Origin of the sequence: Thermoplasma sp. (assembly GCF_023256435.1) — an archaeon.
Taxonomy (GTDB): Archaea; Thermoplasmatota; Thermoplasmata; order Thermoplasmatales; family Thermoplasmataceae; genus Thermoplasma.
In genome coordinates this window covers 25,980-52,276 of sequence record NZ_JAGDXM010000032.1, presented here as the reverse complement: position 1 = coordinate 52,276, position 26,297 = coordinate 25,980, and the positions used below count along the sequence as shown (strand labels likewise).

Sequence of the window (26,297 nt, the reverse complement as noted above, 5' to 3'; positions counted from 1 at the left end):
CAGATCAAACTGCTTCCAAACGAATAACAGAAAGACATACTCATAGATACGTTCATCAGATTCAATGAAGCATCCAATTTTTGTCTCCAGAATAGCCTTTGATAAGAAGCATTTCAACAAGGTCTTCCTGCAGAGTTCCCTCAACATCAGGAACAGGGCTGCCGTCAGCCACCCTATTGTGGCTGGTGCCATTTTCGGTCATTCGATCCTCCCAGCTGCAAGCCCAGGAGCTTTAGCGAGGAGTAGCTGACCAGAAATACTTAGGAATATATCTATCCCTGCCAAAATAATTGATAGCAGCTACCAAAGTGAAGCTCTATATGGATAAGGAGAACATGCTAATCAAACCAAAGAAGGAATACCATGGTTATACGAATTCAACTTCCAATACCTATAGACGTAGTTGCGCTTCGTCAACAGTGCATTCAGGAACATCAAGAAGATTCAAATGATGAAGGTAGAATAAATGCGATCAAAACGCACGTTTGCTGATATCACGATATAAAGCCTGTCCGAATTATGTCCGTATAAGCATAGGACTCTTCGATGAAAGGAAGATCCGAGGCTTCAGCTGAATGGAACTGACGTACATTTGGATCGAGATCATTTTTTCCTTTTTGAAAAAGATAGAAAGATTCGATGCCGGAATCATTCATCCCAGACGCATATTCGATCAAATATGATAGGCTGATCCAGACTGAAGAAAGTTAAAGATCTATCAAATTGATAATAATATTAAATTATAATTAATTTAAAGGTAAAATTTATATCTTCATAATGATATGAAATATCATGTCTCTGAATTATGCCCGAAGAAATAGATTGATATTGAAGCTGACGCTTCTGATGTTCATACCGTGGATTGCGCTGGTATTTGCAGCTCCGCTGTATAATAGATACTATCCAACCGTCGGGGGCTGGCCGTTTCTCTATTTCTATCTCTTCATCTGGATATTCATTCAGCCGGTCATAACTTTCGTAGTTTACAAATTCGTTGACAGGGAGGCATGGCTATGAACTTTACTGTGTTCGATTATACCGTCTTCTTTTTGATCGTTCTTGCTGTGATCGTGGTTTCCTTTCTTGGAGCAAGATGGAGAAAGGCAGATCTGAGCAAGATAAGCGAATGGAGCATAGGTGGAAGGCACTTTGGTTCGGTTATCGTCTGGTTCCTCATGGGTGGCGATATATACACAGCATATTCGCTCATATCTATCCCGGGCGGAGCATTCAGTGCAGGCGGGCTGATACTTTATGCAACAGTGTATGGCGCCATATCCTATCCATTTCTTTATTTTGTCGCTCCTAGGCTCTATCTCATAGCAAAGAAATACAATTTCATAACGGGTGCAGATTATGTCAATGCGAGATTCGATAGTCGTATCCTGAGTCTTCTTGTGGCCTTGACCGGATTGCTGGCTATGTTACCGTATATAGCCCTTCAGATAGTAGGAATAAAGTATGTGCTTGAGGCCATGAAATTCCCTGTACTTACAAGCTTCATAATAGCTTTCCTGATCGTAGCGGCTTTCACGATAGTGGCGGGTCTCAGAGGGCCTGCCCTTGGATCTGTGATCAAGGATGTCGTTCTGTGGGGAATCATACTGACGGTTCTAGTAGTCCTCTGGATGAAGTTCTCCGGCTTCGGGCCCGTCTTTTCTACGCTGGAAACTAGCGGAAAGACCGTGCTTATACCGGATAAGCTGATGCTTGGTTTCATAACGCTTGCATTTGGTAACGGTGTGGCTTGGCTTCTTTTCCCAAATCTGCTCACAGGCATATTTGGATCTAAAAGTGCGAGGATAATAAAGAAAAATTCAATCTTGCTACCGGTCTATCAGATCTGGCTGATGTTTCTTGCGATATTCGGTCTAGTCGCCCTTGCAGAGAACCTTGTGCCAAGCGGCGTATCCAGCCTTGCGTTTCCTTCAGTCCTGGCTACGTATTTTCCATCAACATTCGTCGTAATAGCTTTTTCCGGAATAATCATAGGGAGCATGGTGCCAGCATCATTGCAGGCGTTGGCCTCAGCGAATCTTATCACTAGAAATATATACCTTGAGTTCTTCAATAAGAATGCGCCGGAATCCAGGCAGGTACTCATAGGCAGGATATTTGTCGTTGTCATGATATTTGCTTCACTTCTCTTTGCCATAGTTCCTGCAGCATCCGGACTCATATTCTATCTTTTGACGATGTCATATGCATGGCTATTGCAGACGCTTCCCGCGATAATAATATCGATGTACTGGAAGAATCTTGATAAATACAGTACCGGCCTGGGCTGGGCTGCAGGTTTTGCCGTGGTCACCTGGGGTCTTTTTGATGTACATTTCTCTTCTTCTCTGATACCTACGTTCGGATACATGTACGTTGGAATAATAGGTTTAGCGGTCAACCTTGCAGTCCTTCTGGTTGCCAGGGCCATAGTGGTTTCTCTAAAGTACAGGAGCACCACTAAGCTTCAGCCAGGTGATTATGCCGACTTCGACTGATTCAAATAATTTCAAACTACTGACATCAATTTCTCATCTCTTTTATCTTTTCAATATTTACATTCGATAAGAATCCGATCTCGATGATATTCAAAATATCCTATAGCATATTCTGGATTTTAAGTTCAGATTCTACATTATAGTTCAATAGAACTATGTTATTTTTAGAGTGAGAAAATAATCCCTAGCTTCACTTTCAAAGGCTTTCATTTCCCGCTTGTGTTCATCAAACTCGTATGTTCCTTCTAAATATTCGTCCTCAACATTCTCCCTGAATTCGTCTATCAATGATCTGTCAAACGAGAAGATAGCAATGGATGGGCCTGTATCGGCGGTATAATAAAACCCATCGTTCTTTGATTTGAACTTCAGTATTTGATGCAGGAGCCTTATACTATCAGCAGTTTGAATGAGAAGGCCACCAGATAACAGAACAGAGTTCAGTCTAAGCATATCATTTTCGCCTATTCTCAGCAGATCTTTCATTTCAAAATTGTTCGAAATCAGCCGCTTTATATTGTTAAATTTTTCAGATACCCAATTTTCATAGAATATGGAATTCACGGCTATTTTGTGGGCATTATCTGTTGGAATATCGCTGGATTTTGGGAATATACCATAATATAGATCCTTTCTATTTTCCCCGACTTTGAATGCTGCGGAATCCCTCACATCTATCCCAGGATAAGAGAGCCAGATCGAGATCCCATCCTGTGCGGCTCTCGTTCCAGATCCGGATACAAGCCTTGCATATCTCGAAACAAAGACATTATCGCCCGCCGCTTCGTTTCCGAATGCATTGGATATTAAGGCTCTTGCCACAGACGCTGCCACCGCGGAGGATTCGCTTAGGCCCTTTGCGTTTGTATACTTCCTATACCTCTTTATATAGAAATCGAAGGCCCCTTTGATATTATATTCCCTCTTGAAATGATCCAGAGCGAACCTAGCTTTATTATCATATTTTTTATCTCTAATTCCATCTAGGAGGACTGTATCTGTTGATCCATTTTTTCTGTATCTGCAGGCAGTAAGACAGTAGGAAAAATTTGTTTGCATCGAAATGGACGGATTATAAGCTATCCTATTATCATTGTCGTAATATCCCAAGAATTTTTCAAATGCCTTTATGGGATAAGCATATGAGGAGGTAATTCTATCATCATCCAATTCCGGGTTATAATCTACAGGTACTTTGTAATAACCAGCATCATTGAGCATTATTCTGATATCTTCGCCTGCCTCTCGAAGCTTATTTACGTTCATATGGGCTTATCTATACTTTTATAATATACTTTTAGAGCTGATCTATTATCGATTACTTTGCAATATGTTGGTGTTTTAGACTTTTAAACATAAACCGTGATATTCAAGTAGAGCAATGTGCCATCATGCATTTGTTTAAGAGGGCTACGTTTGAATATATGGTATCCGGTGCAAAAATTGAAATATCCAACTAGAAGACATGAGCGCTATAAATGGTGCTTCCCATTATTGAATATATTGGAACATCATATTAATCTGAAATCTGAGTGCTATGGTTATCAGCAATTTGCCTCTTCGATTGTCTATATTAACATCTCATAATTTTCGCGATAAGCAATGAATGTGTATATAATTCGTTAATTTATAAATTTTATAAACGCTATTATTTAATAATCTTCAATAATTGATAGATTATGAGCGCTGAAAAAAGTATAGTAATAACTGGTGGAACCTCTGGTCTTGGCTATGAAATTATGAATGCATTTTTGAATGCAGGATGGAATGTGGCTATATGTGGCAGAAGGAAAGCAGAAATAGAAAAGATAAGAAGTAAACGAAACGGTCAACTCATTGCCGAGATTTGCGATATCAGGATAGAGTCCTCCATATCTATATTTCTGAATAAAGTCAAGATGGAATATGGCGGGATGGATGTTCTGATCCTTAATGCAGCAACAATAGGCCCTCTTCCCCTGCCAAAGGTAGAAGAACTTCGAATAGAGGATCTAAGAATGACATTTGAAACGAACTTTTTCGGTAATTTTAATTTTCTGAAATATTCCATACCTCTGTTAAAAGATGGAGGCATTGTTGTTCATATCACCTCTGACACTGCCACTGCACCCTATGCTGGCTGGAGTGCGTATTCATCATCAAAGGCGGCCTTCGACGCAATCATAAGAATTCTCAACGTGGAACTGACGGAAAGAAAGATCCAGGCGTTCTCCTATGATCCAGGTGATATGGACACAGAAATGCATCATATGGCCTTACCTGAGGACCGATCTCCACTTAAAAATCCAAAAGATGTCGCCGGTAAACTCTTGGACGAAATAATGGAGAGGCTTGAGAGAAATGAATGAATTTTTTTCAGGCTACTTGCCGAGGCAAATGTATGGATACAGCAGGAGTGGCGCAAAGATGATGGTAGTGTTCAAAAATAGTATATTGGATTCAACTCTCCCCGATCTTCCAGACATGCTGGCTGAAGGAGATTTGCTCATCTTCAACAACAGTAAGATCATACCCTCAAGCCTCCAAGTATACTCACCTAAACTTCAGGAATATCTGACTGTAAATATAGGTACAGACAGACTTTCTAACTTATTTCTTCTGGAGATAAGGCCAAAGGGAACAGGATTTCGTATGACCGAGGGCGATGGGTTGGATCTGTTAGACAGTTCAGATTCAATAATACTTTTCAAGAGGCATCATCTGTTCCCTAGATATTGGTGGGCAAGGCTAAATAGAAACGATGATACAATTGACCATGTTATTGGTAATTATGGTCGATTCATCAGGTATGATCATATACCATTTGACATTCCAGATATATATTATGAAGGCCCGTTTTATAAGATACCAGGGAGTGTAGAGTTACCATCCGCTTCCTATTCATTCGATTCAAAAATAATAAAGAAACTTGTAGATAAAGGAATAAATATAGAAGAACTGACGCTTCATTGTAACCTTGGATCGCTTGAACCTTATGAATTTCTAAATGAACGCCGCCTTATGGAGGAGCGATTTTCTATTCCCATTAGAACTTTCAGGTCGCTGTTCGAAGCCAGAAAAAGGGGCAACAAGGTCATAGCTGTTGGTACAACAGTGGTCAGGGCATTGGAAACTATAGAAATGACCAGTGGCAAATTTAGGCTTAGCGAAATGTTGATGCAGGATGAGAATGATGAAGGAATGATATCAGGAACAACCAGTGCATTTATAGACCAAAACCACAGGATTAGAATGGTGGACGGATTAATAACGGGAATGCATGAAAAAGAAGGCTCCCACATAATGATGCTTGAAGCATTTCAGGATGAGGAAATTATAAGGTTGATTTCAAAAAAGGCCAATGAATGGGGATATACGTATCATGAATTCGGGGATCTGTCTTTGATCTTTCTCGACAGGATATGATTTTCTTTCGAACAAGCGATCATAATGCTGATGATTGATATGGATAGCAGAAACACGATTATTTTAAGATGGTACGAATCCTAATGAGACATGCGAAGTTTGAGACGACCAAAGAGTACATTCAGGAATCTGTGGAAGACGCAATTTCCTTGGTTCGCGGCGTAGACCTTAACTTCAGACCCATCGAAAAGATTGCGAACCCGAAGGATCATAAGCGCCCCGGACGGGATTTGAACCCATGTCACAGGCTCGACAGGCCTGTATGATAGGCCACTACACTACCGGGGCATTCTGAAAGAGGTAAGACCTAATTGAGACCTTTTACTTAAATATTTTTTAACAGGCCATTTTCCATGGCCCCCTCTTAGTTGACCGTTTAGCTGCATCTATGCATTTCCTAAATCGCTCATGCATAACCAAAGATTATCAACCGAATGAAAATATTTAGGTGTCATTTATTATTCTAAAAAAGGAGAAATTCCCTATGCAGCACAATTATGAGAATGCTGATAGATTCCGGATTCAGGCGAAGCGGATCCACTGAGAGGAGGTCTCATACTCATGACAATCTCTATCGGTTCGTTCCTGACACCTTTTCGATCCAGCGCCATCGTATTTTGCCATTCAGAAGCTCAGATATTACGAGAAAGAGCAAAAATGCTCCGACCTTTAGGATGAGATGAATCGCGAGAAATATATATGTTTTGATGGGAAGATGGGAGATATGGAAAGTCCTGAGGATAAGTCCTTCATAGAAGCCGAGCAGGATACTTCCATACTAAAGCCAGTCAGGTACTGGTTATGAATGCCTCTGCAATCTGCCTCAAGTATTGCGGGTGAAAGCGTATACAGATTGCATGCAGACAGGGATGCATGCAAGTATGGGCTCCATTGATCCAAGATTCTGAGGCATAGGATCCGGCTTCTTAGCAACGATGAGATTCCTCCGACAGCTCTTCAGAATAATTATTGCATAAATCATACTATTCGCATACATTCTGAAGACGCTTGTATCTGGTATATTTTCCGGTGGGCATGTCTCAATAGATCCAGCCTATGCTGCTGACTTCGTGCGTGGATTTAGGATCGTCATGATCATCCAGGGAATCCTTAGCCTTGTTGGTTCCTAGACATAGATATTGAAGAACAGGAGAGAATGAACCTAGCTATAGCCCAATAATGCAAAATTTATTAAATGATAGGCAATACCCGAGGAAAAGGTTGAAATGAAGCGATACTTGATAACGGAGGACGGGACAGTCATAGTTGGTTCTGGATATGGTTCTCCCGTCACCGGATATGGAGAGCTTGTTTTCACAACGTCAATGACAGGTTATCTTGAGAGTCTGACCGATCCATCTTACGTTGGACAGATGCTGGTTTTTGCCTCTCCCACCATTTCAAACTATGAATTGCACAAAGGCGTCATGGAGAGCCAGAGGGTGAAGGTATCCGGTGTGATCACGAGAGATGCCCATATGGAGCTTCCGGCAGGTTCTCTCGGGGGAGATTTCGATCGTTTTCTGAGGGACGAGGGCATCCCTGCCATAGATGGTGTAGATACCAGATTCATAGTCAGAAAGATAAGGCAGGGTGGCGTTCTCAGGGCCTACATAACAGATAACCCGGAGGCAGTAAAGGACTTCCCTGATCCTATGAACGAGGATCTTGTGACAAAGGCGCTTGATAGCACGGGCATCAGGAATATTAAGGGTAACGGTGAAGAACGCATACTTTTCATCGATTTAGGTTCTAAGAAGACGCTTCGCGATATGATGCTCAATCATTTTTCTCTCACTGTGGCGTCGCCGGATTCGGATCTTGATTCCATAGATCACTATGATGCGATCTTCGTCTCCAATGGACCTGGCGATCCGCAACACCCATCACTGAAGCCAGTGGTAGAATTTATCAGGAAGAACCTGGGAAGAAAGCCTGTATTCGGTATATGTTTCGGTCTGCAGATAATAGCGCTTGCCTATGGATCGAAGACGTACAAGATGAAGTTCGGTCACAGGGGATCAAACCATGCGGTGAGCGATGGCAGAAGGGTATTCATAACCACGCACAACCATGGATACGCAGTCGATCCCGACACGATAGGGGATTTCCACGTCACGGAGAGAGACGTGAATGATGGTACGGTAGAGATGATAGAGGACGATATGATGATGGCCGTTCAGTATCATCCTGAGGCGTCGCCTGGACCCCATGACACAAGATGGTTTTTTTCAGAGATGAGGAGGAGAACAGATGCCGCGAAGAGATGACATCCACAGGATACTAGTGATAGGCTCCGGTCCGGTCGTGATCGGGCAGGCAGCAGAATTTGATTATTCCGGATCGCAGGCCTGCCTCTCTCTTCGCGAAGAAGGCTACTACGTTGTCCTGCTCAATTCAAATCCCGCAACGATACAGACCGATCACCGCATTGCTGACCGGGTTTACATCGAGCCCATAACGGTGGAAGCCGTAGAACGCATCATAGAGAAGGAGAATATAGATGCCATAGAACCGCATATGGGTGGTCAGACTGCACTTAATCTTGCGGTGAAGCTGAAGAAGGCTGGCATTTTGGACAGATACGGCATAAAGATCATAGGTACACCAGTTGAATCCATAGAGCTTGCTGAGGACAGGGAGAAGTTCTACGAATTCCTTCTGAAGTTGAACGAACCGCAACCTGCGCGATATAAGATTAGGAGGGAGAATTTTGAGGAGGATATCGCAGCAATTCCGGACAGACCGGTCATCGTCAGGACATCGTTTTCACTGGGAGGTACGGGTGGAAATATAGCACGGAACAGGGAGGCCCTGACCTCCATGGCTGAGAGTATATTCAGATCATTCGATGTTGATTACGTTGAGGTCAACGAATCTCTAGAGGGCATGAAGGAGATAGAGTACGAGGTCATACGTGATTCCTTTGGAAACTGCATAACGGTTTGCAACATGGAGAATATAGACCCAATGGGCGTACACACGGGCGAGAGCATAGTGGTCACGCCCTCGCAGACGCTCAGCGACATCGAGTATCAGATGCTGAGGGATTCTGCCATTCGCATAATATCAGGGCTGGGTATACAGGGTGCATGCAATATACAGTTTGCGCTGTCCGAGGGAAAATACTACATAATTGAGGTCAATCCCAGAACATCCAGATCCTCAGCGCTGGCATCCAAAGCCACAGGATATCCGATAGCGCGAATAGCGGCAAAGATAGCAGCGGGCTATGGTCTTCACGAGATCGTGAATCCAATAACCAAGAACACCTATGCTGCCTTCGAGCCTTCGCTGGACTACGTAACCGTTAAGATCCCCAGATGGCCGTTCGATAAATTCTCGGTTGATCGCACCATAGGCGTGCAGATGAAATCCATCGGAGAGGTCATGGGTATAGGTCGCACCTTTGAGGAGGCGCTTATGAAGGCCATGGCCAGCCTAGATAATTCATTCGCAACCTCCATACGTCTGCGTCTGAAGGATGATGATCTATGGGCCCTCATCGAGAAACCCAACGACAGGAGGATACTCGCTGTGTTTGAGGGTCTCTTCAGGAACTTCGACATAAAGAGGATGTCCCGCTTGTCAGGATATGACGAATATTTCATACACAAGATGAACAACATCGTGAAGATCCTCAGGAATATAGATCTAGGTCACATACCTGAGAACCTGATGCAGCTGAAGAAGATTGGTATACCGGATGAGATAATCTCCAGCTTCTGCGGCATCCCGGCCGATGAGATAACCCGCTACAGGATCGAGAAAAACATAATGCCGGTCTACAAGAGGATAGACACATGCTCTGGAGAATTCGAGGTCATCGTCCCATACATGTATTCAACCTATGAGGACGAGGATGAGATTCCGGATCTGAAGAACTCGGTTATGATAATAGGATCTGGTCCAAACAGGATAGCTCAGGGACTCGAGTTTGACTACGGATCTGTGAAGGCAATACTTGCATTGCGCGATATGGGCTATAAGAGCATAATGCTCAACTCCAATCCTGAGACTGTTTCCACAGATTTCGATATCTCTGATGCGCTCTTCTTTGAGCCTGTCACACCCGAGTACATAGTCAACGTTATAGTTAAGACATCGTGCTCCGGGCTGATAGTGCAGTTTTCAGGGCAGACGGGACAGAATATAGCCAAGAGAATAGAGGATATACTCGGCAGATCAATCGTGCTGGGAACATCCACAGAAGACATTGAACGCGTTGAAGACAGAACAACATTTTCACAAACTTTGGAATCTCTTCACATACTACAACCGCCCTTTGCCATTGCTGAAAACGAGAATGACACAGTTAAGAAGGCCCTGACGCTCGGTCTACCAATCATACTGCGTTCCAGCCATGTGATAGGTGGCAGATCCATGGAAATAATATACGACGTGGATTATCTTGCAGAGAGGGCAAGGGACGTTTTCACGGTCTCCAGGAACGTGCTTGTCAGCAAGTATCTTGAAAATGCGATAGAGATGGACGTGGATTTCGTATCGGACGGATCATCGTACAGCATCTGCGGAGTGCTGGTCCACATAGAGGAGGCGGGCGTACATTCTGGAGATGCCACGATGATCTACGGTCCAGACGTGGTGAATAAGAAGGTAAGGGAAAGGATCGAAAGGATAGTGGAAAGCCTGGTTAAGGAGTTCAGGCTTATCGGTCTCTCAAACCTGCAGATAGCCGTAAGGGGTGAAGACGTTTACGTCATCGAGCTGAACGCAAGATCCAGCAGGTCGCTGCCCTTCATATCCAAGGCCACGGGCGTGGACTGGGTTCGCCTTGCGGTCGAATGCATGATGGGCAGTCCGCTACGTCCAATGCGAATCGAAGCATCCAGCTATTTTGTCAAGGTATCTGTCTTTCCCTTCTCTAAATTCCAGGATATGGACGTTGTATTTGGGCCGGAGATGAAGTCAACGGGGGAGGCCATGTATCCTGGGAGAACGCTGCCTGAGGCCTTGAGAAAGAGTCTGCAGAAGGATGTGAGATCCGTCCTGATAACGGTCAGGGACGAGGATAAACCAAGGATCCTTGAAACAGCAAGGATCCTGCAGGAAAAGGGAATAACCATATACGCAACCGCAGGAACGTCCATATATCTCCGGGATCATGGCATCAAGGCGCAGACGCTGTACAGGATAAGGGACAGAAGGGAACCTAAGATCCTCGATCTACTTTCATCAGGTGCCATAGATATGGTGATAAATACCACGGAGATGAGCACAGGAGCAGTCAGAGATGGTTTTAGGATAAGACGGCTCTGTATAATGCGAGGCGTTCCCCTGATCATGAACATTAACCTCGCAAGGGCTTATGCGGATTCTCTTGGAGATGTCAGGCTGGAATATAGGGAGATAAGCGAATATCTGCGGGTGGAAGCTTGAAGGATAACAGGAGTCCCGATGCTATAAGAGAAATGGTGGAGAGGATAAGGAGATCCGTTCCTGCACACAGGTTTGTCTTCACAGATCCATTCTGGATGCTCATCACCACGGTTCTCTCGCAGAGAACGAAGGATGAAACCACAGATGCAGCTGCCAGATCCCTTTTCGAAAGGTACAGGGACGTGGATAGCCTTGCTAATGCAGATCCCGAGGATGTTGGACGCATAATTGGGAAGGTTGGATTCTGGCGTGTGAAGAGCAAGAAGATAGTTGAGATAGCACGGATCATCAAGGATCGTTATGGTGGGAAGGTTCCGGAAAGTATCGATGATCTCACCTCGCTTCCAGGGGTAGGTCTCAAGACTGCCAAGGTGGTGCTGGCGGAAGGCTTTCATGTGCCATCAATTGCCGTGGACACGCATGTCTTCAGAATATCGCATAGGATAGGATGGTCTTCAGCCAGAACACCGGAGGAGACCTCTGTGGATCTGGAGAATCTGATACCGAAAGACCTTCAGATAGGCTTCAACCCGATGATGGTTGAGTTCGGGAAGGCGATATGCAGGCCAATGAAGCCGCTGTGCGATCGCTGCCCCATATCAGAATACTGCAAGTTCTATTCAGAACGTTCCGGCAAATAAAAAATGGTTAGGTCACTCGGCCACTGGGCCGTAAGCGACCAGATTCTTCAGATCCTCCGTGTTGTATCCGGTGCGAACTGCAAGGTAGTATATTCCAATGCTCAGTACTGCGAAGATCAGGTAATCGTATGGGTATCCTATGACGTTTGTGCCCAGTGATCCGTAATAGGATACGATTCCAAGGATTATGTTGTAAACGATGACCCATACCGACGACACGATCTCCACCGATCTCGATCGAACATATGCGTACAGGAACGTGGCTGAAGGTACCGCAGAAAGCAAGGGCCAGTAGTATACGAAGGGCAGCCTGCCGGTGTACCCGAAGTATCCTATGACCGCAATCAGGATCCAGTATACGGCGGATATCAAGATCGAGTTCATCATCGTCAGGTTGATCTTCTCCCTGAATTTGCTCAGGAGTATCAAAGGCAACCCGGCGTACACGATCAGTATTAGGAAATCCACTATGGAAAAGCCGGACCAGTAGACGAGCATGGATGCGACGGTGAAGGCCACCGGACTAAGTATTGACGCGAACGGAAGTTTGAAGGGCCTGTTGATGTCAGGTGCATTCTTCCTTATGACCGTGTTGGTTATGCCGGCAGATAGATATGCGTAGACTGTGAACGATGCATTGATTCCTACGATCAGATACCAGCTGGGAAACGGTGCGAGAAACAGCGTTGACAGTATCAGTGTAAATATCAGTCCAACCCATGGTGTTCTGAACTTTGGATGTATGGAACCGAAGAATTCCGGTATGACGTTCAGCCTTGCCATTCCGTAAAACGATCTGGCGGACGTGCCTTCGTAGACGCCAAGAGATGCGAATGGGGATATGAATGCGTCTATCAGAATGACCACTGCGAAGACTGAAAGTATGGCCACGCCGGAATAACGGGTTGCATAGTAGAACGGTCCTGATGCCCATGAGGATTTACTAAGTGCAGACCAGTCGCCAGGGCTTATGCCGATGATACCCCATTTTATTGATCCTATGAAGGCTATCTCCAGCGCAACGTATATACCTATGGTCGCAAGCATTGCGGCTATCAGACTTATTGGTACGTCTCTCTGCGGATTCTTAGCCTCGCCGGCATACTCTATTCCCTGCCTGAACCCCTCAAATGCATAAACAACGCCGCTGGGTATCAGCGCCGCAAATATGGCGGATGACCCGTAGGGTAGGAAGCCATGTGCAACATAGAAGTTCCTGGGATTGAAGGATAGGGACATTATGAGGGCTATGGTTATGATGGGTATTGCAAGCTTCCATGCAGTCATTATGGTGTTGATCCTGCCATAGACGTTGACGCCTATGAACTGAACGAAGAAGAAGAATGCTATCAGCACTATCGATACAAGGATGCCCAGTGGAGTCAGAACGCCGAGGCTGCTGTTGTAAAACTGGGGCATATATGTGGACGTGTAAGTCACAACGGATATGGCCTCAACGGTGACCGTAGACACCGCGCCTATGAGGTAGGCCCACCCTATCAGAAAATTGGACATGGATCCGTGTGAGTACTGGTTGAACCTCACGATGGAACCCGAATACGGAATCATGCCCGACAGTTCGGCATAGGTCAGCGCAATGATGAAGAAGAATAGCGCGGCGATCAGCCAGGTGAAGATTGATGCAGGCCCAACATAGTCCGCAGCATCAAGCGCAGCGAAGAGCCATCCGGATCCTATCATTCCGGTTATGGAAAGAAAGAAGAGATCCCAGACGCCCAAACTTCTTCTTAGTTTTCCATTTACGAAGTTCGTATCTTGATTCATCTTATCGTAATATCATGGCCATATATAAATTTTCGAATTGCTCATACGAATTTCGTAATAGAGAATGGAATGAGGTGCTGGTAGAGGTCGGTCATGGATGTACTATATGCAAATTAGAAGCCGTTCACAAAGATTTTATATTATCATTGTCGATCTATCAGCGATGTTTAAGCATTCTTTTTCTTGTAAATCTGTATACCGTCAGCAGGATGGTCGGTGAAGTATGGGTGTCTTCGATATATTTGATAATGGATCAAGATCCACGATTTCCGGTATATCGCTGAACAGGATTGCGGATATATACGGCACACCAGTGATCGTGTACTCGGCCAGGCGAATAAGGGATAACTTTACCAGACTAAAAAAGGCGTTTCCTGAGGCCAGTATATTTTATTCTGTGAAGGCAAATGACAATCCGAGGATAATCGAGCTTCTTGGAGGCATGGGATCGGGGGCGGATACGGCGAGTCCATTCGAGATCTCAATGTCGATCTTTGCAGGAATAGATACGGGGAATATGCTGTATTCCCCCAATAACGCTTCTCTGCGCGATCTTGAGTTTGCATACGACAGAGGCATCACGATAAATTTCAACAGCTTCACGCAGTATTCAAAGATGCGTGGAAAGATGGAAAGGATCTCCTTCAGGATAAATCCAGGGTTTGGCCTAGGTGAGTTCGGTGGCATCACAACCGGCGGATCGAATACCAAATTTGGGTTGGACCCTGATTCGGCCATCCTGGCCTATGAGAAGGCCAGGGAAGACGGATCCTCAGAATTCGGAATACACATGATGATCGGATCGAACAACCGGAATCATCTGCAGCTTTACGAAGCCTATTCTAGCTTTTTTAAGGTTGCAGATAGGATATCAAAGGAGGCCGGAGTAAAATTTGAATTTGTCGATATAGGCGGGGGTCTTGGAATTCCATATTCGAGCGCTGATAAGGATCTGGATATAGCTTCACTTGGATCGATGACGACCGATGAATTTTCCAGGCACGGATTTGGCCATCTTGTGCTGGAGCCTGGAAGGTATATTGTGGGAGACGCCGGCATCATAATTGGTACGGTCAACGATGTTCACAATGGTTTTGTGGGTACGGATATTGGTATGAATATCAACATAAGGCCAGCACTGTACGGGGCGCGACATATGATCCTGCCGCTGTCGGAGAGGACTGAAGGCGAAGAGATGACCGTTACAGGTCAGATCTGCGAGAATACAGATCGCATAGGGCAAATAGCATACAGGGTCATGGAAGGCGACAGGCTGATGGTTCTGTGCGCGGGGGCATATATTTATTCAATGAGCTCCAGATACAACGGCAGACCGAGGCCTGCAGAGGCCATGATCATGGAGGACGGTACTGATAGGTTGATACGGAGAAGAGAGGATTTTTCTGACTTTCTCTCCGCGGTTGTATGAGATCCTGTGGTGTCTCCGTGAGATGGAAATAAAGGCATTCAGAGAAAAACATATGAATGCAATAAAATGATTTCATAATATTTATATAGTCTCAAGATAATGTCATAAGGAGGTCTGACTTGTCGTCGTACATAGAGAGGATAGAAGCGTACAATTTTAAATCCTTCCGCAAGAAAAAGGTGATAAATTTCACTAAGGGTCTCAACGTGATAAGCGGCCCCAACGGAAGCGGTAAGAGCAATATAGGCGACATGCTTCTGTTTGTTCTTGGTACAAAATCGATACATGCGGTGAGGGCGGACAGACTCTCAGATCTCGTGAGCAAGGGTTCAGGAAATGAATGCAGCGTTTCCGTAACATTCAAAAATGACGACGGTCGAACGCTGGTGATAGAACGCAAATTGGTTATAGAGGATGAGCCGAAGTCCTATTACTTTGTGAACGGCGTCAGGTCGAAGCTGTCTGAGATCGATGATGCACTAGCCTCTATGGGCATCAATTTTGGGACGTACAGCTTTGTTCTCCAGGGAGATATAAACGATTTCATATCTTACACTGGCCAGGAACGCAGAAAGCTTCTGGAGAGGATATCTGGCGTCGATCAGTTTGATGCTGAGTTAGAAAAGGTCAGAGATGACATCGAAGCCGTCAGCAGAAATATGGAGATAAATCAGAGCATAATAGAGGAGAAGAAACAGAATCTTGAGAGACTGCGTGTGGAAAAGGAACGCAAGGAAAGATACGATTATCTTGTGAAGAGGAAGCGCGATATAGAATATACGGAGATAACGTCCCAGAGAAACACGGCGGAGAGGCAGAAACGCACCATAGAATCTCAGATATCAGAACTTACGGCAGATATATCAAGGCTGGAGAATGAACGTGTAGATCTGGAGAAAAACCTGGAAATTGCCAGATCGAAGAGGGAGGAATTTGCGAAGAGGATCGATGAACTCAGCAGCGGTGAAATGAACAGGGTCAAAACGGATCTTCACGCGGTGGAGGTTGAAATAGCCAAGATCCGTGGCACCATAGAGGAGAAGAACAGGAATATCGAAAAGCTCGAGGAGATAATAGCAAAATACGAAGGAGATAGGGATAGGCTGGACAGACAGATAGATGATCTGGATGCGCAGATCCAGGAGAAGAAGGAAAAAAGGAAATTGCTTGAAGAAAGATATGAAAGGATCAAAAAGGAATACGATGATCTGTTCAGCATGGCGCAGGCAAAGGCCATAGATGCGGCTGAGACCCGCAAAAAATCAAAGGAGTACCAGGAAAAGATAGAGGATCTTGAGTCTGAGATCGAACGTATCAGGGACAGGATATCTTCGACAAATGCAGATATAGCTGCACTTATGCAGAAGAGATCTGGGCTGGAGGAGAGAAAGGAGGATCTTGATCTGAAGATCCGCACCTCGGAATGGAAGGCAAAGGAATCTTCAGAGGATATAGGAAAATACAGCAAAAAGTACTATGATCTCAAGGCTAAATACGATCAGATGAACGATCGGATATCCGATCTGAAGAGTGAGATCGCTGAGAAGGAGGCTGCCGCGAGGACAGCATCAAGCAGAGTTCCGGAATATGTGAAGAACGTTGAAATGCTGAAGCGGTCCGTGGATGGCGTAATCGGTCTGGTCAGGGATCTCATATCTTATGGTGAAAAATATGTGAAAGCAGTTGAAAGCGCCGGCGGATCGAGACTCAATGCTGTTGTTGTGAGGGATGATGAAGTCGCGAAGGAATGCATCGATCTGCTCAAGGAGAGAAAGATATCTCCCATGACCTTTTTACCTCTCAACAAACTTCGGAAGAATTCCATGGATCGGGATCTTAGCAGGATATCAAAGGATCCTGGATATCTTGGCGTATTGATGGACTTCATTGATTTCGAGGAGGAGTACCGATCTGCCGTTTACTATGCCCTTCGTGATACCATACTCGTTGCGGATATCGATGCCGGAAGGAGATTGATGGGTGTCTTCCGTCTGGTCACGCTGGATGGTGATATATTCGATCCTGGCGGTTCGATCACGGGCGGTTACAGAAACTATGCATCGGATTATGCCTCCGCAGCCAGAATACAGCATGAACTTGAGGGCATGAAGGTGCAGCTTTCGTCCCTTACGGAGGAGAGATCAAGGATAAAGAGGGAACTTGATCAGGCATTCAACGAAATGAGCGAGGCATCAAGAAGATCCGGAGAGATCATGAAGGAGCAGGAGATGATCAAGAGGGAGGTTGAAAGATCCAAAGACGAGCTTTCGCAGATCATAGCTGAGATAAGTAAGATCGATGAGGAGATGAAGCTGAAGAGATCAGCTGTTGAAAATGATACCCGCCTCATGGACGATAAGACACGCGACCTGCATAAATATCAGGAAGCCCTGAACGATCTGTATGATAGGGTCGATCCGGATTTCTTCAAGAAGATGGGCGACATCTCCGCAGATCTGAACTCAGCGAGATCCGAACTTGATAATCTAGACTCCGATCTTAATAAGGCGATTAACACGAAGAACATTCTGATCAGCGAGAGGAAGCATGCCGAGGATCAGATGGTCGATACGAAACTTCAGGAAAATGCCATTACTGCAGATATAGAAGAGTCCGTAAAGGAGAAGAAGGAGTTCGAAGAGAAAGCGAAGAAATACCAGTATGTCCTCAACGACCTTGAGGGTAAGTACGGCGATCTTTCCGCGCAGATGAAGGAAGCGGAGAAGCAGATGAGGGAGATCGAGGGGAAGATCAACGATACCAGGGCCAGCGTCGAATTGAAGAACGAGATGAGAAACGAACTGAAGATCAAGATCAGCGTTCTGGAGGAACGCATATCGACACTCGATCAGTCGCTGTCCTCATACACGGGCGCAAATCTTGTTTCTGGAGATCTGTCTTCTATGAAAATGGAGATCGAGAACGCATTGTCTGATCTTGGTGAGATAAATCATGCTGCCTACGATGAATACAATAAGGCCGAGAAGGATCTTGAAGAATACATTAGGAAACACGAACAGCTGATGAATGAGAAGAAGGCGCTCGAGGATACAACTGCAATGCTGAACCAGAGAAAACGCGAGGTTTTCATGAAGACGTTTTCCGAGATAAGCGAGAAGATGAACTACGTCTATGGTATAATAAATGGTGGTTCAGCCAGTCTCATGATGGTGGGCGATGATCCGCTCACATCGTCAATAGAGGTAAGCGTAACACCGAAGGATAAGGCAACGGTAAAGATCCAGGCGCTCAGCGGTGGGGAGAAAAGCGTGGCTGCCCTTTCCTTCATAACTGCGGTTCAAATACTCATGCCCAGTTCCATATACTTTCTGGATGAGGTCGATATGTATCTAGACGGATACAACGCCGAGAATATGATAAAGATGATAAGCCAGAATGCCGGAGAGTCTCAGACCATAATAATATCGCTTAAATCCCTGGTATTCAGCTATGCATCGAACGCGATAGGCGTTACGAGCGTGAATGGCGAATCGTTCGTTTTCATAAAGCACTTTGACGGTTCGCTGGAGGCTGTATCATGAATATCGAGGAGATCATAGAGGATCTCATTATCCAGTCGTCCGATGAGGATCAGGCCGAATATTACAGGGATCTTGAGAGATCGATAAGATCCAGAAAGGTCATGGATCCGTCGAAAGCCGCCGTGATCAAGATACTTGAGATGTGCGCAGACGGACTCATCGATCCATGGAATGTTGATCTGACCAAATTTTCGGAGATAATGATCAGGTTCACTGAGGGAGAGATCATTGATTTTCAGTTTGCCGGCAAGGCTCTAGCGGAGGCATGGTATGTCTTACACAGGAAGTCGGATCTCTCGGTGAAGGATGATATGCAGGAGGAATCAGACTTTCTAGAAGACCAGGTTCAGGATATGCCTAGGTCGATAGAACCGATTGAGCTGACTCCTGTGATATCAGTGCCGGTCAGGAGGCCAGTTTCACTTATTGAGGTGATAGATGAGGTAAGGCAGAACCTCACAAGGAAACATTCACCCAGGCAGAAGACGCTGCCTGTATCATTTTCCGTAGAGAAGCTAAACAGGGATAATCCCGAGGACGAGATGGCCAGGGTGATGGACATAATCGATGCCTATCCATCGGACACAGTGCCAATGTCGAAGGTATGGGGCAGCACCAGAAGGGATCAGGCCTCATTCTTCTTATATTCGCTATTTCTGCATAATAAAGGCCGTATAGAGCTGATACAGGACGATCCAGAGGGTGATGTGATCATAAGAAAATTATCTTGATTTGTCTCGCCTCAGATGCGTACTGCTAATTAATTTCTGTTCTATATATAGCCTCCGTCGGTCAATTAAACGATATCTCTTTTTCGCTATTCATGGCCGAGGTTTCACCAAGTTGTAGGAAAAAGGGATTGTCCATGTATTCGAAGATCTGTGGAAGATGAGGCTGCGTCAGGATACTGATCTGTTAGAAACTTTATTTTTGTCGGTTCCATAGACAACTAAACCGGCGAAGATAGACCACAGTGCAAGGATCACGGCTTCAATGAATTCAGGTACAGCAAGACCAACGTTCTTGATGGTTACGAAATGGAAGACAAAACCTATACCAACTATTATAACAGCGATGGCCGTGGCAGATCCTGCAATACCATAGATCCTCAGGGATCCGGGAAGTGTAGCTGAAGCACTGGCAATAATTATGGAGACAGGGAAGAGTATGAAATATATCAGTGCGAATAACAGGTGGATGTAGCCAAAGTGCTCATTGAACACGCCAACCATCGCGAGCGACAGACCAGAGGCGATCATCATTGCCTGCACATATCTGGCTATGCCGATCCGCTTCAAAGATATCACGAAGAACACGTTGAGTATGCCCTCTACTATCAGGCCGGAGTTGAAAAGATATCCGTACTGATGTACTCCAAGATCGCTGAGAGCATTTCTTGACCACAGGAACCAAGGGCTCACTCCGACGTCTATCAAAATGAAGGATATGGCTATTATTGGGCCTGCGATTCCGGTTATGCCAAGAATGGCTGGAGGCATTTGTTCATTTTTCATTGTATTCATTCGAAAATGTATTCATATAAGTTAATATAAATATTTCCCTTTTGTATAAATCATAATTTAACTAACTACTTTACATATATCTAATCGAATGTGAAATTGTCATATATATTTCCATATATCCTGATTGTATTTAGAAATATATTTTACATATATTCCATCATCAATCCTCTGCACCAGTTTGAATATCTCCGTATAATAATCGTAGAGCGAAGATGAAGGCAGGAATGTATCTATCTCAAGCATATCTTTGTAGAGTTTGAAGAAAAATCTGAATCTAGGTATATGCAGATTATTTGATATTCTCCTGATCTCCGAGACGTTCTTGCTCTCGATTATCGCTTCAAATATTCCGCTTTCCTCGGATATTGGAGTCAGTATCTGGCTGAAATGCCTGTTCAACCTGGATTTCTGTATATATATGATCGTTTCAATACGGTTCTTCTGAACCGAATCGTTCTTGAGCTCACCTATGAATGGTGTTGATGATAATTCTTTGGCGATCTCCTTTTCCTCATCACCCAGCGGCATAACATATGAAACGACAGATAGACCGTAATCGGAGTCCAAACGCTCCAGCATTTCTTGAATGCCTATGGTTGGACCCAAATATTCGATTCTTGAATGATCGCCATGGATTATGTATTTTGATAACAGATCTGAAATCTTTTCAATTTTCGAACTGTGGAATCTGAGATAAACATTCAGGTCTCCTCTGAAGATATCAGCATTGCTCATAACGCATGATGGCGCATTGATCAGCTCGTTTATTATCTCATATCCATGGATGTTGTTTATCCTCTCGTCGACCACGTACATATCTTCCTTCTCAATGGGATTGAAGGCGCTCAGATTGATGTTGATCTTTTTTCCCGATTTGAACTTTGGAAAAAAAGCACTCATCATAAGTTTTCCGTCGATATTATGAATCATAACCGGGATCCTGAAGTCCAGATCTGCAGATGATTTTATGAACGGCGTATCCTCTCTCAGTTTTAGCACAAGATCCATATCCAGTGCATGATCGATGTCGATCAACTGCATGATAATTTATTGATTTCTACTATATTAAATTCCTTATGGATAGCATAGCTGTTTGAAGATTCATTTATTTAATCTGAATTAATGCCTGCAGAGATAGCAAACCTCAGCCTATTCGTATAGTATCAGGCAATTCGCATGATCCATCTTCAAAGATCACTGTAGCGTCGTTGATATGGATCAGCTTAGGAAAAGTATGCAGAATTAGAAAGCTTATCGATCCATTTGAAAAATAGGTTTGATATGTTGTCATTTCCTTTATATTGGGTATATATCGTAAAAATCGATTGACGTGGAAATAACTACAGCGATAGCTGCTCACGCTATTATCAGGTCTCCTTTCCCCTGTATGATTCAACATCGTTTTCTTGATTCAATTTTAACGATCCTATTTATTTCAAAAATGCCATATCATTAAATATTCTCAATCTTCTGGAAAGGCCATAAATGATGTAAATAAAAATGATAGCCTATGAAGAATCCTTAAACTTATAACCGTATGGGGATGGCCGGGTTTGAACCGACGACCACCTGGTTATGAGCCAGGCGCTCTGCCTAGCTGAGCTACATCCCCACGCCGCTGATCGGTCTCGAACCGATGACCGCTCGGTTAACAGCCGAGTGCTCTACCAACTGAGCTACAGCGGCACTAAGACCGATAGAGCTACTTTGCTTTTAACTTTTTCGTCAAACTATGGGTCTGAAGCCTCATCAATCAATAACCCATGCCTTAGTTCCACACTTTATAGATCCATCGTATTTATACATGACGCTGTCCCCATGTGCTTTTGCAGGCGGTCTGGACTATGCCTAGCGAAATCATGCGTTGAGATACAGCCTTATCGCTATATATCTATGCATAAAGAATAATATATAAGATAATACTCCTATGAGTTATGAATATACTTCTCGTTGGAGGCAACGGATTTGGAAAGGTACACGCAGAAACCTACAGGCGTCTTGGCTTTGATTTTTCAGTATATGATAGAAATGATCAGGTTCTTAACTTGTACCGGAAGGATTATGGTATACGTGGTACCTATTCTGACTTGACTGAGGCTCTCAGCGGCAACAGCGACATCGTAGACATAGTACTGCCTCACAATCTTCACTATGAAGTAGCCATGAAGGCGCTTGAAGCCGGAAAGCATGTTTTGATAGAGAAGCCAATAACGGGGAGGATAGATGAGGCTATCAAACTCATCAATCAGTCCAAAAGGAGGAATCTGAAATTCATGGTCGCGGAACAGTTCTTCTTCGATCCCTCGTTCAAGAGGGCTATGGAGGCCATCGAAAATGGTAAGATAGGATCTATACGCACCATCATCGTCAGGGATCAGCAGAGATACGATGCGCCGGGCTGGAGGAGCAGGAGAAGCGAGATGATGGGAGGATCTCTGATCGACGGAGGTGTCCATTTTCTTGAACTTTTCCTCGACTTCGGTGGAGAATGGAAGGATATTTCATGCCATAACTATAAAGGCGGAACCTCTCTGGAAGGCGAGGACAATACAGCTGCGCTTTTTACATTCAGGAACGGTGCATACGGCATTTTCTACTATTCATGGAGCTACCAGGATCCACCTAGACTTCCCGCGTATGAGGTCATAGGCACAGATGGATCTATATATGAGATGGCAGGATCAAGCCTCATGAAACCAGACGAGATCCGCACGGTGCTCAATCCTCCAGTTTTGAACGGCACGATGCTGAATGTAGAATGGAAGGACGTCTATGAATCCGAAATTGGTGGATTCATAGAAAGCGTGGAGAAGGATATCGATGTACCATATCCACCGGAAAATGCCCTCAGGAATCTTGATGTTGTTCTTGAAATGTACAAAAGATGACTGTTCTATGAGGATGTATCAGAACATGCTTGGGATGGATCTGTCCATCTTCACGATCAGAGCCTTCTGATCAGATCCTGACCTCAGCCACTCAAGTTCCTTCAGCTCAGCATCGGCAATACGCACGTCTATGCCATACGATGATACGATGCTCTCTATATCCATCTCTGGCCTGAGATATTCAGCATCACTGATCTCCGGAAAATAGGACATGGCATAGCTCCTCAGAATATTGTATCCGCCATTTTCCAGAACTATTAGTTTGAGTGGTATTCCGTAATGCTTCGCCGTCCACAGCGCCTGTATGGAGTACATGAGAGACCCATCACCAACCACAGTTACAACCTTTGGATTGTACATCGCTATGCCGAGAGATGCAGGCAGCGCCCATCCTATTTGTCCGCTCCTTGCAGTGAAGTAACCGTTTGGCCTGTATCCGAAGTAATGTCTGAGTGTTTCTGAAACAGATATTGCTTCATCCACCATGGTAAAATCACTGAAATACTTCGATATCCTGTATGAGACGTATTTCTGCCCCATCTTCTTTTTATCCCTGACTGCGTCCGTGAGCTTCATATAGTCCCTGCTACGTCTGAAATTGCACTTTCTGTGCACAAGATCCAGTATTCTCGCAAGGAATATCTTTGGATTCGCCCGATACGTTTCACCTATCATTCGTCTGTTGTTGAGGCCTATGACTATCTTCCTCTTACCGGGCAGTATTAGATCCGTAGTATAAGGATACAGCGTGAGATCGGATCCTATAAAGAGAAGGAGATCGTACTGCATCAGATCCAGATCCACAAGAGCTGCTGCAGGATAAAGTTCTCCCGCGTAATGCGGATCATCTGAGGGATAACTCGATCTGTTTCCCAACGGCTCCGAATAGACAGGACAACCAAGTTTCTCCGCAAAGGCCATGGCTTCTGAGAAGGCATCGAATTCATCGATCTCAGATCCAAAGATCACGGCAGGATTCTTGGCATCATTTATGGCGTTTGCCACCGCTATTACATCGTCTTCGTCCATTACATTGTGAGTCGATCTCGCGACATCTTCGTATACGTATGATCCTTCCGCCTCCATGACGTCCATGGGAAATGAAAGGAATACAGGGCTCCTCGGCGGTTCTTCAGCTATCTGATAGGCCTTTCTGATCTCATAGGCTATGTCATCTGGTTTTCTCACCTCTGTCCTGTATTTTGCGAAGTTATCGGCCATCTCCGTCAGATTTCCGGAGAGAAGCGGTTCGTAGGCCAGATGTCTCTGATCCTGCTGTCCTGCTGTGACTATAAGGGGGGAGTGGTTCCTTGCTGCGGTCATCAGAAAGGCCATGGCATTTCCCAATCCAAGATCTGTGTGCAGGTTAACGAGGACAGGCTTCCTTGTCCAAAGGGCGATCCCATCAGCCATGCCCACCGCGATTCCGTCATGAAGCGTGAGCACATAGTTTGAGATGTCTCTCAGCATGGGTAGTTCAGTCGTTCCAGGATTACCCAGAACCGGTGAGAGTTTCAAATCTCTGAGAACATTCCCGAATATTTTGTATCCCTTCATTCAGGCCACCCTGAAGTTTGGTTCATATCCCTGCATGTAGCGCATGACGTTTGCGATGGTTTCCTTGAAGAAACGCATCTGGCTTTCAATGGTCACGCCAGCTATGTGCGGTGAGAGTATGGTGTTGTCAAGCTTCAGAAGTTCAGATTTGGGATCAGGCGGTTCCGTCTCGAAAACGTCAAGACCCGCCCTTAAGCCTTTCTTCTTTATAGCCTCAATGAGGTCCTTCTCCACAACGACCTCACCTCTTGAAGTATTTATGAATATTGATCCGTCCTTCATAAGATCGAATTTGCTCTTGTTGAAGAGATGTCTCGTTGTTTCGGTAAGTGGCACATGAACGGAAACGATATCTGCATCGGAAAGCAATCTGTTCAGATCGACATACGTTGCACCGTATTCCTCCTCCTCAGCCTCGCTCATCCTCTTAATATCATAATAGATGATGGCTGTTTTGAACGGCAGAAGCCTGGATGCCAGCGCACGGCCTATGGATCCCATTCCAACGATGCCAAACGTCTTGCCCATAAGATCCGTCGATCTCGTTATCTTTGGCCACCGGCCAGACCGGATCTCCGAATCCAGAAATCTCTGATCCTTCAGCAAAGACAGTACCATGGAGAGCGCATGCTCAGCAACGCTGTCAGCGCTAGCCGTTGGTATATTCGAAACGATTATTCCGTTTCCTTTCATGGCGTTTAGATCTACGTTGTCATATCCTATACTCGCAACCTGAACGAATCTCAATCTTGGCATTTTTTTCAAAAGTTCGGCGTTTACGGGGGTGAACGTCGTGACGATGAGAATTTCTGCATCACTTCTTTCGAAGTTAGTGTCATTGCGTACATCAAGATCGGAGGATATCGTTGAGACGGCAGCTTTTATCTGATCCAACGGAAGAAATTCCGGTACCACTACCAGTATTTTCATATTTAAATAAGTTTTATATAATATATATACTTTGCCGGATAGCGGCATCCCGTCATCTATCCTTCGAGATGATGGCTGAAAAATTTGCAATCGCTGTGGATGAAATGTCGATCAAAAGTAATATAAGAACGCAGAATATCGGTTTTCTATGTCAGGATTTGTGCCGACGCATATCTTCTTCACGAGAGGCGTGGGGAGGGGAGAAACACAGCTTGTTTCATTCGAGGCAGCTCTTAGAGATGCAGGTATAGCCCCTTATAACCTGTCCAGCATCAGTTCCATCTTTCCACCACATGCGCAGATGATAACCAGGGAAGAGGGGCTGAAAAAATTGAATCCAGGTCAGATACTGTTCACAGTGCTGGCAAGAAACACGTCGAATGAGCTGAACAGGATGATATCCGCTGCTATAGGATATGCAATACCTCGTGACAGGAGCAAATGGGGATATCTCAGTGAGCACCACAGTTTCGGAGAGACGGAGAAAGCGGCCGGATCATTTGCCGAGAAGCTTGCGGCCGAGATGCTTGCATCAACCATAGGATCGTCGGCACAGCTTGCCTATGATAAGCAGAAGGAGGAATATGTGCTGGAGGATAAGATACTCACGACCGGTTCAATATCATCCACTGCTGTTGTTCTCGAACCGGGTGAGTGGACCACCGTGGTGGCAGCCGCCGTTCTGATAGTGGAGTGATCACC

At 44.9% G+C, this 26,297-nt stretch carries 19 protein-coding genes and 3 tRNA genes; 12 read left to right on the top strand and 10 right to left on the bottom strand.

What is annotated here, in order from left to right; all coding sequences use genetic code 11:
• Positions 1 to 61: 61 nt before the first annotated feature.
• On the bottom strand, positions 62 to 202 hold the full coding sequence (locus tag Q0C15_RS04280) for a hypothetical protein (protein ID WP_297216602.1): 141 nt from the start codon (positions 200 to 202) through the stop codon (positions 62 to 64).
• Between the two features lie 590 nt (positions 203 to 792).
• On the opposite strand from Q0C15_RS04280, the gene Q0C15_RS04275 reads away from it, so the two are divergent.
• Together Q0C15_RS04275 and Q0C15_RS04270 are read left to right on the top strand one after the other, a co-directional pair.
• Positions 793 to 1,017: a DUF3311 domain-containing protein gene (locus Q0C15_RS04275; protein WP_110641654.1), complete on the top strand. Its 225-nt coding sequence runs from the start codon at positions 793 to 795 to the stop codon at positions 1,015 to 1,017.
• Positions 1,014 to 2,495, top strand: a complete 1,482-nt coding sequence (locus Q0C15_RS04270) for a cation:proton antiporter (protein ID WP_297216599.1) — start codon at positions 1,014 to 1,016, stop codon at positions 2,493 to 2,495. Before Q0C15_RS04275 ends, Q0C15_RS04270 begins: the two co-directional genes overlap by 4 nt.
• Positions 2,496 to 2,648: 153 nt before the next feature.
• Here the strand turns inward: Q0C15_RS04270 and Q0C15_RS04265 are convergent, their stop codons facing one another.
• Positions 2,649 to 3,761 (bottom strand): mevalonate 3,5-bisphosphate decarboxylase, encoded by a 1,113-nt coding sequence (locus Q0C15_RS04265; RefSeq protein WP_297216596.1) that lies wholly within the window; start codon positions 3,759 to 3,761, stop codon positions 2,649 to 2,651.
• Positions 3,762 to 4,174: 413 nt separating this feature from the next.
• Between Q0C15_RS04265 and Q0C15_RS04260 the strand changes: the two genes are divergently transcribed.
• The gene (locus tag Q0C15_RS04260; RefSeq protein WP_297216594.1) at positions 4,175 to 4,843 is read left to right on the top strand and encodes an SDR family oxidoreductase; all 669 of its coding nucleotides are present in this window, start codon (positions 4,175 to 4,177) and stop codon (positions 4,841 to 4,843) included.
• Between the two features lie 28 nt (positions 4,844 to 4,871).
• Positions 4,872 to 5,900 carry an S-adenosylmethionine:tRNA ribosyltransferase-isomerase gene (locus tag Q0C15_RS04255; RefSeq protein WP_297216591.1) on the top strand — a complete coding sequence of 343 codons (1,029 nt, stop codon included), beginning with the start codon at positions 4,872 to 4,874 and terminating at the stop codon, positions 5,898 to 5,900.
• Positions 5,901 to 6,115: 215 nt separating this feature from the next.
• Here Q0C15_RS04255 and Q0C15_RS04250 read toward each other — a convergent pair.
• Positions 6,116 to 6,188, bottom strand: a tRNA-Asp gene (locus Q0C15_RS04250).
• Between the two features lie 938 nt (positions 6,189 to 7,126).
• Between Q0C15_RS04250 and carA the strand changes: the two genes are divergently transcribed.
• Genes carA through nth form a run of 3 tightly spaced genes read left to right on the top strand, consistent with a single transcriptional unit; the run spans position 7,127 to position 11,941 of the window.
• Positions 7,127 to 8,170: a glutamine-hydrolyzing carbamoyl-phosphate synthase small subunit gene (gene carA, locus Q0C15_RS04245; RefSeq protein WP_297216589.1), complete on the top strand. Its 1,044-nt coding sequence runs from the start codon at positions 7,127 to 7,129 to the stop codon at positions 8,168 to 8,170.
• Positions 8,154 to 11,300: a carbamoyl-phosphate synthase (glutamine-hydrolyzing) large subunit gene (carB, locus tag Q0C15_RS04240; RefSeq protein WP_297216587.1), complete on the top strand. Its 3,147-nt coding sequence runs from the start codon at positions 8,154 to 8,156 to the stop codon at positions 11,298 to 11,300. The genes carA and carB overlap by 17 nt, the downstream gene beginning before the upstream one ends.
• Positions 11,297 to 11,941, top strand: a complete 645-nt coding sequence (nth, locus tag Q0C15_RS04235) for an endonuclease III (protein WP_297216584.1) — start codon at positions 11,297 to 11,299, stop codon at positions 11,939 to 11,941. Before carB ends, nth begins: the two co-directional genes overlap by 4 nt.
• A 12-nt stretch (positions 11,942 to 11,953) precedes the next feature.
• Here nth and Q0C15_RS04230 read toward each other — a convergent pair whose 3' ends face one another.
• Positions 11,954 to 13,726 carry an APC family permease gene (locus Q0C15_RS04230; protein ID WP_297216582.1) on the bottom strand — a complete coding sequence of 591 codons (1,773 nt, stop codon included), beginning with the start codon at positions 13,724 to 13,726 and terminating at the stop codon, positions 11,954 to 11,956.
• A gap of 223 nt (positions 13,727 to 13,949) precedes the next feature.
• Between Q0C15_RS04230 and lysA the strand changes: the two genes are divergently transcribed.
• The 3 genes from lysA (at position 13,950) to Q0C15_RS04215 (ending at position 19,428) form a co-directional block, all read left to right on the top strand.
• Positions 13,950 to 15,155, top strand: a complete 1,206-nt coding sequence (gene lysA / locus Q0C15_RS04225; protein ID WP_297216579.1) for a diaminopimelate decarboxylase — start codon at positions 13,950 to 13,952, stop codon at positions 15,153 to 15,155.
• A gap of 119 nt (positions 15,156 to 15,274) precedes the next feature.
• Positions 15,275 to 18,697 carry a chromosome segregation protein SMC gene (gene smc, locus Q0C15_RS04220; RefSeq protein WP_297216576.1) on the top strand — a complete coding sequence of 1,141 codons (3,423 nt, stop codon included), beginning with the start codon at positions 15,275 to 15,277 and terminating at the stop codon, positions 18,695 to 18,697.
• The gene (locus tag Q0C15_RS04215) at positions 18,694 to 19,428 is read left to right on the top strand and encodes a hypothetical protein (protein WP_297216573.1); all 735 of its coding nucleotides are present in this window, start codon (positions 18,694 to 18,696) and stop codon (positions 19,426 to 19,428) included. The genes smc and Q0C15_RS04215 overlap by 4 nt, the downstream gene beginning before the upstream one ends.
• A 168-nt stretch (positions 19,429 to 19,596) precedes the next feature.
• Here the strand turns inward: Q0C15_RS04215 and Q0C15_RS04210 are convergent, their stop codons facing one another.
• The 4 genes from Q0C15_RS04210 to Q0C15_RS04195 all read right to left on the bottom strand — a co-directional run bounded on the left by Q0C15_RS04210 (position 19,597) and on the right by Q0C15_RS04195 (position 21,906).
• Positions 19,597 to 20,211 carry a DUF998 domain-containing protein gene (locus Q0C15_RS04210; RefSeq protein WP_297216571.1) on the bottom strand — a complete coding sequence of 205 codons (615 nt, stop codon included), beginning with the start codon at positions 20,209 to 20,211 and terminating at the stop codon, positions 19,597 to 19,599.
• Positions 20,212 to 20,319: 108 nt separating this feature from the next.
• Entirely contained in the window at positions 20,320 to 21,261 is a 942-nt protein-coding gene (locus tag Q0C15_RS04205; protein WP_297216569.1) for a hypothetical protein, read from the bottom strand.
• Between the two features lie 497 nt (positions 21,262 to 21,758).
• A tRNA-Ile gene (locus Q0C15_RS04200) sits at positions 21,759 to 21,832 on the bottom strand.
• A gap of 1 nt (position 21,833) precedes the next feature.
• A tRNA-Asn gene (locus Q0C15_RS04195) sits at positions 21,834 to 21,906 on the bottom strand.
• 248 nt (positions 21,907 to 22,154) lie between these two features.
• Between Q0C15_RS04195 and Q0C15_RS04190 the strand changes: the two genes are divergently transcribed.
• Entirely contained in the window at positions 22,155 to 23,108 is a 954-nt protein-coding gene (locus tag Q0C15_RS04190; protein WP_297216567.1) for a Gfo/Idh/MocA family oxidoreductase, read from the top strand.
• 18 nt (positions 23,109 to 23,126) lie between these two features.
• Here the strand turns inward: Q0C15_RS04190 and Q0C15_RS04185 are convergent, their stop codons facing one another.
• Together Q0C15_RS04185 and Q0C15_RS04180 are read right to left on the bottom strand one after the other, a co-directional pair.
• Positions 23,127 to 24,665 (bottom strand): thiamine pyrophosphate-binding protein, encoded by a 1,539-nt coding sequence (locus Q0C15_RS04185; protein ID WP_297216564.1) that lies wholly within the window; start codon positions 24,663 to 24,665, stop codon positions 23,127 to 23,129.
• A complete protein-coding gene (locus Q0C15_RS04180) occupies positions 24,666 to 25,595 on the bottom strand; it encodes a 2-hydroxyacid dehydrogenase (RefSeq protein WP_297216562.1) in 930 nt (309 codons plus the stop codon).
• A gap of 148 nt (positions 25,596 to 25,743) precedes the next feature.
• On the opposite strand from Q0C15_RS04180, the gene Q0C15_RS04175 reads away from it, so the two are divergent.
• Entirely contained in the window at positions 25,744 to 26,292 is a 549-nt protein-coding gene (locus Q0C15_RS04175; protein WP_110641070.1) for a pyruvoyl-dependent arginine decarboxylase, read from the top strand.
• Positions 26,293 to 26,297: the final 5 nt, after the last annotated feature.